Genomic DNA, 13039 nt, shown 5'->3' with positions numbered 1-13039 from the left:
TCAATGAGAAATACATGCTCTCCAATAAATTCAATTCCCCAGAGAACAGAGGTGAGCCCCTTATCTGGATCGTTGCTTAGCGTAGCCTGAAGAACATTGATTTCGTCAGTGCAATACGCCGACCGTCGAAAAAACGGCAAGGAGGAAATCAAGGAGACGCCGTATGTCTTCCCGCCTTCGAAGAACAGCGAGTACGTAAAACAGACCTCTGACGTCCACAAACAGTGGAGGCCAACGTTGGCTGAGCTGAAAATCCGCTACCGGCCTCCGTACAACTGCCGTCACACATATGCGACAATATGCTCAATGTCCGGCATGAATCCCGCATTCATCTCTCAGCAGCTTGGCCACAGCGTCCAAATGTTGCTGTCAACCCATGCGCGCTGGATCAACTCAAGCTCTGACTGGAGTGAGCTCGAAAAGCTCAACATTGGTATCAAACCGGTATCAGCGCAAACCAGTCAATCCTAAGCTATTGAAAGGTAAGGTAATTGATCTCCACAGCTAACATCACCATGCAATTCGGCGCAAAACCCTTGTTCGAGAATGTCTCGGTCAAGTTTAGCGGCGGTAACCGTTATGGCCTTATCGGTGCCAACGGTTGCGGCAAGTCTACCTTTATGAAGATCCTCGGCGATGATCTGGAGCCTTCGGGTGGGCAGGTGATGCTGGAGCCGAACGTACGTCTGGGCAAGTTGCGCCAAGACCAGTTCGCCTACGAAGAATTCACCGTGATCGATACCGTGATCATGGGTCACGAAGAGCTGTGGAAGGTCAAGGCCGAGCGCGACCGCATCTACTCGCTGCCGGAAATGACCGAAGCTGACGGCATGGCCGTGGCTGAGCTGGAAACCGAGTTCGCTGAAATGGACGGCTACACCGCCGAATCCCGCGCTGGCGAGCTGCTGCTGGGCCTGGGTATCGGTATCGAACAACACAACGGTCCGATGAGCGAAGTGTCGCCGGGCTGGAAACTGCGCGTATTGCTGGCGCAGGCATTGTTCTCAAATCCAGAAGTGCTGTTGCTCGACGAACCGACCAACCACTTGGACATCAACACCATCCGCTGGCTGGAAAACATTCTGACCCAGCGCAACAGCCTCATGATCATCATTTCCCACGATAGGCACTTCCTGAACAGTGTCTGCACGCACATGGCCGACCTCGATTACGGCGAACTGCGTCTGTTCCCGGGTAACTATGACGAATACATGACCGTGGCGACCCAGTCCCGCGAGCAATTGCTGTCGGACAACGCCAAGAAGAAAGCGCAGATCAACGAACTGCAATCGTTCGTCAGCCGCTTCTCGGCCAACGCCTCGAAATCCAAGCAGGCCAGCTCCCGCGCCAAGCAGATCGACAAGATCCATCTGGCCGAGGTCAAACCTTCAAGCCGGGTCAGCCCGTTCATTCGTTTCGAACAGAACAAAAAACTGCACCGTCAGGCGGTCATTGTTGAGCGCATGGCTAAAGGTTTCGATGGCAAGCCTCTGTTCAAGGACTTCAGCTTCACCGTTGAAGCCGGCGAGCGCGTAGCAATCATCGGCCCGAACGGTATCGGTAAAACCACCCTGCTGCGCACGCTGGTCAATGAGCTGTCGCCCGATGCCGGTACGGTCAAGTGGACCGACGCTGCCGAGCTGGGCTACTACGCTCAGGATCACGCGTCTGACTTCGAAGATGAGGCCAATCTGTTTGAATGGATGGGCCGCTGGACCCAAGGTGGCGAGCAAGTAGTTCGCGGCACACTGGGCCGCATGCTGTTCTCCGCCGACGATATCATCAAGTCGGTGAAAGTGATTTCCGGTGGTGAACAAGGTCGTATGTTGTTCGGCAAGCTGATCCTGCAAAAGCCGAACGTACTGATCATGGACGAACCGACCAACCACTTGGACATGGAATCCATCGAGGCGCTGAACCTGGCCCTGGAAAACTACCCTGGCACGCTGATCTTCGTCAGCCATGACCGTGAATTCGTATCGTCGCTAGCCACTCGCATCATCGAGCTGAGCCCAAGCGGTGTTGTCGACTTCAGCGGCACCTACGATGACTACCTGCGTAGTCAAGGCGTCGTGTTCTGATTTAGCGTCAACGCTGTGAGAGAAGCCCTGTCCCTGTGACGGGGCTTTTTCGTTCTGGTGAGCATGAGCATCAGAAAATCGTTAGCCTGCTTCCTTTTATCCCCTGCTCAGGCGATGATGGCGTTCTCCACCCGCCTGCCAGCGAACGAGCCCCATGTCTGCCGTACAACCTCCGCACCTCCAGACTCAATCATCCAGCTCCATGTCGATCACTCTGCAGATCGTCTCCATCGTGTTCTATACCTTCATTGCCTTCCTATGCATCGGCCTGCCAATCGCAGTGATACCAGGTTACGTCCACGATCAATTGGGTTTCAGCACGGTCATCGCCGGGGGGACCATCGGCTCACAGTACCTGGCAACGCTGCTCAGTCGGCCCTTGGCTGGGCGTGTTGCAGACAGCATCGGCACCAAACGCGCGATTGTGTATGGTCTGTCGGGCATTGCCGTCAGTGGTCTGCTGACCTTGCTAGCGACACTGCTCGACAGCATGCCCATAGTGAGCCTGACGATACTGATCATCGGCCGTGTGTTTCTTGGCGTGGCACAAGGGCTGATCGGCGTGGGCACAATCAGTTGGTGCATCGGCCAAGTCGGTATGGGGCACACTGCGCGGGCGATTTCCTGGAACGGTATTGCGTCGTACGGCGCTATCGCCATCGGCGCGCCGGTCGGTGTGGTGATGGTCGACAGCCTGGGCTTTGCCAGCCTGGGAGTTGCCTTGTCTATTGTCTCGTTGCTGGCCTTGGTGTTGATTCGCAACAAACCGTCAGTACCCGTGATCCATGGTGAACGCCTACCCTTCTGGTCGGTGTTTGGCCGGGTGGCTCCATTCGGCCTGAGCCTGACCCTGGCCTCCATTGGCTACGGCACCCTAACCACGTTTATCACGCTGTTCTACCTAAGCCGAGGCTGGCACGGCGCGGCGTATTGTCTGACGGTCTTCGGCGTTTGTTTTATCCTCTCGCGACTGGTTTTCATCAACGCGATCAACCGATTTGGCGGTTTCAATGCCGCCATGGCCTGTATGTCCATCGAAACCCTCGGCCTGACATTGCTGTGGATCTCACCCACGACCGCAGTCGCTCTGATCGGTGCAGGGCTGACTGGTTTCGGCCTGTCGCTGGTCTACCCGGCGCTGGGTGTCGAGGCAATCAAACAGGTACCGACCGCCAGTCGGGGCGCGGGTTTGAGTGCATATGCAGTGTTCTTCGACCTGGCGCTGGCCATTGCCGGGCCGGTCATGGGCGGCGTTGCCCTGGGACTGGGTTATGCGTGGATTTTCTTCGTTGCAGCAGTGCTGTCGTTGGCAGGCCTGTCACTGACCCTACTGCTGTCTCGCCGCAATGGCATGGTGGAGAACGGAGAGTGAGGATGAGCGCTGCGGCGCGTCAAGCCGCAGCACCCGGCAACATCAATCCAGCTTTGGCCGCAGGATCAACACACCCAAAGGCGGCAGGTTCAGCGCCAATGACGCCGGCATTCCATGGCTTTTACTGTCGTCGGTCTGCACGCCGCCACCATTGCCGACGTTAGAACCCGCATAGGTACTCGCATCGCTGTTTAGCAGCTCGGTCCACAACCCGGCGAACGGAACACCGATGCGATACCTCTCACGGGGCACAGGCGTCAGGTTAGCGACGACCAACACCGGATCGCCCTCCTTGCTCCAGCGCAACCAGGCAAAAACGCTATTGGCCGCGTCATCACCGATGACCCATTGAAACCCCTGAGGCACGCAATCCTGTTCGTGAAGTGCCGGTACTTCACGATAAATTCGGTTGAGATCGCTCACCAGTTTCTTCACGCCGATGTGTTCAGCGTACTGCAACAAATACCAATCCAGTTGCTCGTCGTGGTTCCACTCGCGCCATTGGCCAAACTCACAGCCCATGAACAACAGCTTTTTGCCTGGATGCGTCCACATGAACGCCAGATAAGCACGCAAATTGGCGAACTTCTGCCAACGGTCACCAGGCATTTTATCAATGAGCGAATGCTTGCCGTGCACCACTTCATCGTGGGAAATCGGCAGGATGAACTTCTCGGACCAGGCATAGATCAGGCCGAAACTCAGCTCCCCATGGTGATGGGCGCGGTGGATAGGGTCCTGCTGCATGTAATGCAGGGTGTCGTGCATCCAGCCCATGTTCCATTTATAGGAAAAGCCCAAACCGCCTTGCTGCGTGCTCTGGCTGACGCCAGGCCAGGCAGTGGATTCTTCGGCGATGACCATCGCGCCGGGCACCTCCAGTACTACCACGTCGTTGAGATGGCGCAAGAAATCAATGGCTTCGAGATTTTCTCGACCGCCATGGCGATTGGGCACCCATTCCCCCGCTTTGCGTGAATAGTCGCGGTAAAGCATTGAGGCCACCGCATCCACACGCAGGCCATCAACATGGAAATGCTTGAGCCAATGCAATGCCGACGCGAGCATAAAACCATGCACTTCTGTGCGGCCCAGGTTGTAAATCAGCGTGTCCCAATCTTGGTGGAAACCTTCCTGCGGATTGCCGTACTCATAAAGCGCAGTGCCATCGAATTGCGCCAAACCGTGAGCATCGGTGGGGAAATGCGCGGGCACCCAATCGAGAATCACGCCGATATCGGCCTGGTGGCAAGCGTTGACGAAAGCAGCAAAGTCATCTGGCGAGCCGAAACGAGCCGTCGGGGCAAACTGCGAAAGCGGTTGATAACCCCATGAGCCGCCAAACGGATGCTCCATGATTGGCATCAGTTCGATATGGGTAAAGCCCAGTTCCTTGATATAGGGAATAAGGCGCTCGCCCAGTTCGTGCCAGTTGTATTGACGAACAACAAATTCATCGCTGTGATCGAGCTGCCAGGACCCCGCATGCAACTCATAGATCGACAATGGCGCGCTCGCCACGTGACGCTCGCCCCGCGATTGCATCCAGCCATTGTCTTGCCAGTCGAATTGCAACGGTGCTGCCACCACCGACGCCGTGTCTGGCGGCAATTGGGTGGCCAAAGCCATAGGGTCGGCCTTGAGTGGCAGAATTCCATTGGCGCCCAGAATTTCATATTTGTACGCTTCGCCGGGCTTGAGCCGGGGAATGAATATTTCCCAAACCCCTGCGGGGTGACGCAAGCGCATTGGATGACGACGACCGTCCCAATTATTGAAACCGCCGACCACCGACACGCGCCGCGCATTGGGTGCCCATACAGAAAAGCGCACACCGTCGATGCCGTCGACACTCTTGACCTGCGCCCCCAAGCAACTGCTCAGGTCCCGGTGATTGCCTTCGGCGAACAAATACAGGTCCATCTCGCCCAACAAAGGGCCGAAGCTGTAAGGGTCTTCGGTGATTTGCTCACCGCCAGCCCAGTTAATTTTCAATAAGTAAGGCTGCGAGCGAGGAAAGTGTCCAGCGAAAAAACCCGGCACCTCGCTCATTTCAAGGGTCCCCAGCTCCTGCTCACCCTCACGCGACAGCACTTTCACACTTAACGCGTCGGGCAGGTACGCACGGATAAACTGCCCGCCCGCACCATCGTCACGGGGGCCAAGCATGGAGAATGGGTCATGATGTTCGGCGCGGATCAACGCATCCATATCGGCGGCCCCGGGCAGCAATCCCGATATGCCCCTGCCGTTTTCCTTAGGTGCATTCATTATAATTCTCCATCAGACAAGGTCAGCAGCCCACGTAAGCCTTGCAAAGGTACGGCCAACCAGCTGGGGCGGTGCTCGGCTTCGTAGACAACTTCATAGGCAGTTTTTTCCAGGGTAAATAATTCCAGCGTGGCGCTTTCGCCCTTCGCATCTTTCCAGCCGTGGGCCAGGTCAGTGGTCGCCCGGCGATAACCGTCGAGAAAGGCCTGACGAGCCTGGGTCAAATAGGTTTGCGCCACGCGTTCTCGAGCGGTCGCGGCTTCAGCCGAGGTGTCCACGCTTCGCGCATTGCGCACCGCCATGGCCGCCGCGTAATCGAATGACCGCAACACACCACTGACATCCTTGAACGGACTGTATTTGGCTCGGCGCTCAGTCAATGAACGCGCGGGTTCGCCCTCAAAGTCAATCAAATAGGCATCACCTTTTACCACCAGTACCTGCCCCAAGTGTAAATCACCGTGCACGCGCAGACGCAGGCCGCCCACAGAACGTTTTGCCAGCGTCTGAATGTAAGCCATCACCTGCTTGCGCTTGCTCAGCAGCTCAGTGACCAGGGCTTGGTCGACCGGTTCAAGACTGACTGCGTGTTGTTCGAGCAACTGCAAGGCACGCTCCAGTTGAGCCACCACGCTGCTACCCAATTGCTGACTGTCTTTGACACCGGTGGGTTCGGCGGCGAAATCCGGATTATCGGTCGGCGCTGCCAGTATTTGGTGCATCTCGCCAAGACGTTGCCCCAACAAGGCAGCGAAATCCGAGAGTTCCAACAAGGCGTTGTAATGCTGTTCCTGCTCAGAACGGCCGTAGGACAACTCATCACGCACCGCCCGCTCAAGGTTGTTCTGGGTCCACTCCCAGGCATCACCCTGATTGCTCAGATAACCCTGAGCAATCATCAGTAAATTGCTTTGCCCTTGTTTATCGATACGCACGACCGAACCCAGCAGCGGTGATATATACCCAAAGCCGGCTGCAGTCAGGTACGCGCCCATTTCCAGTTCCGGGTGAGTGCCCGCACTGACACGACGGATCATTTTCAGGACAAGGCTGCCACCGACCACCACGGAGCTATTCGACTGCTCAGCCGAGAGGTAACGTACTTCGGATTCGTTGTGCAACCCCAAGCTGTCCATTGCTGTGGTGTGCTCAAAGCGCAACTCGCCTTCGCTGCACGGCAGAACCGTCCTGGCCTGCATGCCCTGGATGACCGCGCGAATGAACGTCTCCAGCGTAAAAGCGTCCGTAATCAGGCCGACTTGACGGCCGCGCCGTACGCGAGCCAGCGCTAACTGCTGAGGCAATGCGCTGCTGATGTCATCTTCGGCCAATAGACCGAAAGGCAGTTGGTAGCGACCTTGATGATCGCCCGCAGTGACTTCAATTTCACTCAATAACACCGGATGCTGTGCGTCGCCAAAGCGCACTGCGTAAATAATGCTCACCTGATCGATGGCTTTGTCCTTACCCGCAAACCAACGGCGCTTAGGCAGATAAAGCGTCAACGACGTCTTCTCCATGGTGCTGCGCAACGGCTCGTCCAGTAGTTCTTCGAGGCGTTTTTTCAACACCAGGGTCGGGAAGTCCGGCATGCTTTTCACTGGTTCAACATGCCAGCTCGGCATTTGGTTTTCCGCCGCCAGCAGGAACCAATAAAAGCCATAGGGTGGCAACGTCAGCAGGTACGGAAGCTGGCCGACAGGTGGGAATGCGCTGCCACCGAGCATCTCAACCGGAACCATGCCAGCAAACGGCGACAGCTCAAGTTCCGCCGCCTGAGCCGCGCTGGAGACGTTGGCCACACACAGAATGATTTCGGTCTTGCCGTCCGGCCCTGTGTACTCACGGGTGTAGGCCAGAATTCGCCGATTGGTGGGCGACAGCATTTTCAAGGTGCCCCGGCCGAATGCTTTCTGCTGCTTACGCACCGTCAACATCCGTCGATTCCAATTCAGCAGCGAATGCGGGTCGTTGTTCTGGGTCTCGACATTGACCGATTGATACCCGTACAGCGGGTCCATGATCGGCGGCAGCACCAGGCTTGCCGGGTCAGCACGGGAAAAGCCGCCGTTGCGGTCAATGGACCATTGCATCGGCGTGCGCACGCCATCGCGGTCGCCCAGATAAATGTTATCGCCCATGCCGATTTCGTCACCGTAATACAACGTCGGCGTGCCGGGCATCGACAGCAACATGCTGTTGAGTAACTCGACGCGACGTCGATCACGCTGTACCAACGGCGCCAGACGCCGACGGATGCCCAGATTGATCCGGGCCCGGCGGTCGGCGGCGTAGTAATTCCACAAGTAATCACGCTCGCGATCAGTGACCATTTCCAGGGTCAGCTCATCGTGATTGCGCAGGAAAATTGCCCACTGACAGTTCGCAGGAATTTCGGGCGTCTGGCGCAGAATGTCGGTAATCGGAAAGCGGTCTTCCTGTGCCACGGCCATGTACATACGCGGCATCAGCGGGAAGTGGAATGCCATGTGGCACTCATCGCCGTCATTGCCTTTTGTATCACCGAAGTACAGCTGCGTGTCTTCCGGCCATTGATTGGCTTCGGCCAGCAGCATCCGGTCAGGGTAGTTGGCGTCGATTTCAGCACGGATCCGCTTGAGTAGCTTATGGGTCTCGGGCAGGTTTTCGTTATTAGTCCCGTCGCGCTCGATCAGATACGGGATCGCATCCAGACGCAGGCCGTCGATGCCCATGTCCAGCCAGTAGCGCATCACTTGCAGTACCGCATCCATCACATGCGGATTGTCGAAGTTGAGGTCTGGCTGGTGGGCATAAAAACGGTGCCAGAAGTATTGGCCGGCAACCGGGTCCCAGGTCCAGTTGGACTTTTCGGTGTCGAGAAAAATGATTCGGGTGCCGTCGTACTTCTGATCACTGTCCGACCACACGTAAAAATCCCGTGCCTTGGAGCCACGCTTGGCCGCACGGGCTTTCTGGAACCATGGGTGCTGGTCCGAGGTGTGATTAATGACCAATTCAGTGATCACCCGCAGACCACGGTCATGGGCCTCAGCGATAAACTTCTTGGCATCGGACATTGTGCCGTAATCGGCATGTACGCCTCGATAATCGGCAATGTCATAGCCATCATCACGGCGTGGCGAAGGGTAGAATGGCAGCAGCCAGACAGTATTGACCCCAAGCTCGGCGATGTAGTCGAGTTTGGCGATCAGGCCGGGGAAATCGCCGATCCCATCGTTATTTGAATCAAAAAATGACTTTACATGAACCTGATAGATGACCGCGTCCTTGTACCACAGCGGGTCATTGATGAAGGCTGCATGCCTGGGTTTCTTTGCCATCGTTGATTCCTTTTAATCCGTGGTCTGAATACGCCAGATGCCGAAAGGTTGATGCCAAGGCTCGATACGCATCCACTGCGTTTTGCCATACCAAGTCCAGCGATGGCCCGTCATCAGGTCTTCACCCGCAGTTGCCACGTCGTCAGGCAGACCCATTTCCCACAACGGCAATTCAAAATGCGCTTCCTGGGCGTTGACCGGGTCGAGGCTGACAGCCACCAGAACAAAGTTGCTGCCATCGGCGCTGCGTTTGCCGAAATACAAAATATTGTCATTCCAGGCGTTGTAGATTTTCAGGCCCAAGTGCGTTTGCAGCGCAGGGTTCTGTCGACGAATACGATTGAGTTGAGCAATTTCGGCAATGATGTTGCCCGGCGCGTTGTAATCCCGTGGCCGCAGCTGATATTTCTCCGAGTCCAAGTACTCTTCCTTGCCAGGCACCGGCGCTGCCTCGCATAACTCAAACCCGGAATACATGCCCCACAGGCCCGAGCCCATGGCTGCCAGCACCGCACGAATCAAGAAGCCTGCGCGGCCGGACTCATGCAGGAAGAACGGGTTGATATCGGGCGTGTTCACGAAGAAGTTCGGCCGGTAGCAATCTCGCCACGGCAACTGATTCAGCTGGGTGAAATACTCCGCCAACTCGGACTTGGTGTTGCGCCAGGTGAAATACGTATAGCTCTGGGAATACCCGACCTTGCCCAGCCGCGCCATCATCGCTGGCTTGGTGAACGCTTCTGCGAGGAACATCACCTCAGGGTACTGGCTGCGAATATCCGCAATCATCCACTGCCAGAAAGGCAGCGGTTTGGTGTGCGGATTATCGACGCGGAAGATTTTTACGCCCTCCTCGACCCAGCCCAGGACGATGTCACGCAACTCCAGCCACAAACTGGGGATCGCGTCGGGGGCATAGAAGTCGACGTTGACGATGTCCTGGTATTTCTTTGGCGGGTTTTCCGCGTAACGGATGCTGCCGTCCGGGCGCCAGGAGAACCAGCCCGGATGCTCCTTGAGCCACGGATGATCCTGCGAGCACTGGATGGCAAAATCCAGAGCAACCTCAAGCCCATACTCAGCAGCGGTCTTCACCAGATTGCGAAAGTCCTCGCGGCTACCCAGTTCCGAGTGAATCGCGTCATGCCCACCGTCGGCGCTGCCGATGGCGTAGGGGCTACCCGGGTCATCAGGCCCCGCTTGCAGCGAGTTATTCGGCCCCTTGCGATGGGCGCGGCCGATAGGATGGATCGGCGGAAAATACAGCACATCGAAACCCATGTCTCGAATCATCGGTAGACGAAACAGCACGTCATTGAAGGTGCCGTGGCGCGTCGGATCTTCAGTCACCGAACGCGGAAACAACTCATACCAACTGGCGAACTGCGCCCGTTCACGTTCCACATCCAGTGGGAATTCGACGCTACGGCTCAGGTAGGTATGATTCTCGGCCTGGGCCATCAGCGCCGCCGTTTCACTGTGCAGCAGCAACGCGACCTGGGCCGCGGGCTCGCTCTGCCCAAACCGCTCGATCACTGCACTGATTTGCTGTCGCAGTTCGGCCTGGCTGCGTTCAGCGGCCTGGACTAAATGAACGCGACCCTCCTCCAACTCCAGATGGATCGGCACCCCAGCGCCATGCTTTTTTCGCAACTCATAGCGATAGCTGGCGAACTGATCGATCCAGGCCTCGAGCCTGAAGACGTAAAGGGCGACTGACGTCGGGGTGAATTCGCCTTCCCAGCTGTCATTGACCAGCTCTTGCATGTGAGTACTGTGCCAATGCTCTTCATCGGCTGCACGCCAACGAATCAACACCGACAGCTTGTCGTGCCCATCGGCGAATACTTTGCTGGTCACACTCACCGGTTGCCCGATGATTGCCTTTACCGCAAATAACCCGCCCTCAATCACTGGCATCGTGTTTTCGATCACGATCCGCGGTAATTGCAGGGCCTGGGTCAAAGACAGAGGTCGGGTCGGGTGTGGAACGTCACTGGCCAAAGAATCCGGGCCGTAGGGCTGATCAGCGGTCACATTCATCGAGCATCACTCCTCACGCCCATTTAAAGACGCTCTTCAGCAGAATCCGTGCATTTAGGAACTGTATGTTTACACCCAGCATTGAACAAAACAGGTGTTCAGCAGCCGACTGCCAGCGACGGCACACCGGATCGGCCCGCCTAGTTTCCGAGCCCATCCAGGTGGGAAAAGTTCAAAACGGTTTAGCCGCGAGTGACAGCTTAGACCGGGCTTTGGCAATAGCCCGAGTGATTTGCACAGCCCCAAGGTACAACCTGTCAAACGCTGGAACAGTCCGGGAGTAATTGGCATTCGGGACGAGGATCAGTAGCCCCTTCCCTGCGGAAACACCTGACTCCACGAAATACGACACTGCATTGCCCGTGCCAAAGCCTGGGCAAGCCTCCAATCTGATCCGCTTTTTATTCAAATACCTGAGTCTGTTATGCAACCAGATGCTCGGCCATAGTTCAGCCGCCTGATACGGGCTGATGAGCATCCGACCATGAGCGAAAGAATTCCTGTCCAGATCATTGAACGCGTCGAACCTTCCAGAGCAAACGTGAAGGTCAAGTCCAGTGATCATTTGATTCATACCCGCAGTTTTACCGGGCTGTTCCGTAATTTACGTGTCAGTGGCGCGGGGTTTCTATTCCTGCTGTTCTTCGGCACCGTCTGGCTCGATTGGGGCGGACGCCAGGCTGTCCTTTGGGATTTGGCCGACAGTAAATTTCATATCTTCGGCGCGACGTTCTGGCCGCAAGACTTCATTCTGCTGTCGGCATTGCTGATCATTTGTGCCTTTGGCTTGTTCGCCATCACGGTGTTCGCAGGAAGAGTCTGGTGCGGATACACCTGCCCGCAGAGTTCCTGGACCTGGATTTTCATGTGGTGCGAGAAGCTCACCGAGGGTGAGCGTAATCAGCGGATCAAACTTCAGGCCGCGCCCTGGGGCATGAAAAAACTGCTGCGGCGCTCGGCCAAGCACAGTCTGTGGCTGGCGATCAGCGTATTGACCGGTCTGACCTTCGTCGGCTATTTCACCCCGATTCGACCGCTGGCCAATGAGCTGCTGACCTTGCAGTTGAGTGGCGTCAGTCTGTTCTGGGTCCTGTTTTTCGCGGGTGCGACCTATATCAATGCTGGCTGGCTGCGTGAAGCAGTCTGCATGCACATGTGCCCCTATGCGCGCTTTCAAAGCGTGATGTTCGACAAAGACACCCTCACCGTTTCCTACGACGCCGCTCGCGGTGAAAACCGTGGCCCGCGTAAACGTGAGGTCGATCCAGCGTCAGTGGGTCTGGGTGACTGTATCGATTGCCAGATGTGTGTGCAGGTGTGCCCGACCGGTATCGACATCCGTGACGGCTTGCAGATGGAATGCATTGGCTGCGCCGCGTGTATCGATGCGTGTGACTCGATCATGGACAAAATGGGCTATGCCCGTGGTCTGGTGAGTTACACCTCGGAAGCCGTATTGCAAGGCGGTCAAACCCGTCTGCTGCGGCCACGCTTGATCGGCTACTGCGCCGTATTGCTGGTGATGATCGGCGCGCTGGTGCTGGCGCTGGTCGAGCGGCCGATGGTGTCGCTGGATGTCAGCAAGGACCGGGGCCTGTTCCGGGAAAACAGCCAAGGCCAGATCGAAAACATCTACAGCCTGAAAATCATCAACAAAACCCAGCAGCGTCAGCAGTATCATCTGGCGCTTGTCGATGGGGACGACTTCCAGCTGCAGGGTAAAACCGAGGTCAGCCTCGCTGCGGGGGAAATCTTCGATTTTCCAGTGTCCGTGACAATGATCGCCGAACACCCAAGCAGCAGTTCGCAAAGCATCAGTTTTGAAGTGGTGGACAGCGATGATGCGAACGTACGCAGCCTGGCAAAAAGCCGGTTTGTCGCCCCGCTCAATCGCTGATCCCTTTAAAGTGGTGCCTGCCTCACTTCCCCGTCAGACCGCCAGTCAGCGA

At 56.6% G+C, this 13039-nt stretch carries 6 protein-coding genes and 1 pseudogene; 4 read left to right on the top strand and 3 right to left on the bottom strand.

From position 1 onward, the window contains the following. Nucleotides 1-111: 111 nt before the first annotated feature. From RGU44_RS05510 to RGU44_RS05500, 3 genes and pseudogenes are all read left to right on the top strand, one after another. Nucleotides 112-471, top strand: a pseudogene (locus RGU44_RS05510) (site-specific integrase); the annotation flags it as partial. Nucleotides 472-491: 20 nt separating this feature from the next. After that, nucleotides 492-2081, top strand: coding sequence for an ABC-F family ATPase (locus tag RGU44_RS05505; protein ID WP_322216040.1), 1590 nt, complete (start codon nucleotides 492-494; stop codon nucleotides 2079-2081). Nucleotides 2082-2235: 154 nt separating this feature from the next. Further along, nucleotides 2236-3453, top strand: coding sequence for an MFS transporter (locus tag RGU44_RS05500; protein WP_322216038.1), 1218 nt, complete (start codon nucleotides 2236-2238; stop codon nucleotides 3451-3453). A gap of 42 nt (nucleotides 3454-3495) precedes the next feature. On the opposite strand, the gene glgB is transcribed toward RGU44_RS05500, so the two are convergent. The 3 genes from glgB to RGU44_RS05485 are packed head-to-tail and all read right to left on the bottom strand — an operon-like array spanning nucleotide 3496 to nucleotide 11090. Then, complete coding sequence (gene glgB / locus RGU44_RS05495) at nucleotides 3496-5724, bottom strand: 1,4-alpha-glucan branching protein GlgB (RefSeq protein WP_322216036.1); 2229 nt, start codon at nucleotides 5722-5724, stop codon at nucleotides 3496-3498. Further along, nucleotides 5724-9047 carry a maltose alpha-D-glucosyltransferase gene (gene treS, locus RGU44_RS05490; RefSeq protein ID WP_322216034.1) on the bottom strand — a complete coding sequence of 1108 codons (3324 nt, stop codon included), beginning with the start codon at nucleotides 9045-9047 and terminating at the stop codon, nucleotides 5724-5726. Before treS ends, glgB begins: the two co-directional genes overlap by 1 nt. A gap of 12 nt (nucleotides 9048-9059) precedes the next feature. Further along, on the bottom strand, nucleotides 9060-11090 hold the full coding sequence (locus RGU44_RS05485; protein ID WP_322216032.1) for an alpha-1,4-glucan--maltose-1-phosphate maltosyltransferase: 2031 nt from the start codon (nucleotides 11088-11090) through the stop codon (nucleotides 9060-9062). Between the two features lie 484 nt (nucleotides 11091-11574). Here RGU44_RS05485 and ccoG point away from each other — a divergent pair, with 484 nt between their 5' ends. Beyond that, complete coding sequence (ccoG, locus tag RGU44_RS05480) at nucleotides 11575-12987, top strand: cytochrome c oxidase accessory protein CcoG (protein WP_322179401.1); 1413 nt, start codon at nucleotides 11575-11577, stop codon at nucleotides 12985-12987. Nucleotides 12988-13039: the final 52 nt, after the last annotated feature.

The sequence above is a fragment of the Pseudomonas sp. 5C2 genome, assembly GCF_034314155.1.
Classification (GTDB): Bacteria; Pseudomonadota; Gammaproteobacteria; order Pseudomonadales; family Pseudomonadaceae; genus Aquipseudomonas.
The sequence above is the reverse complement of the archived record's forward strand: the minus strand, read 5'-3'. Positions and strand labels throughout refer to the sequence as shown.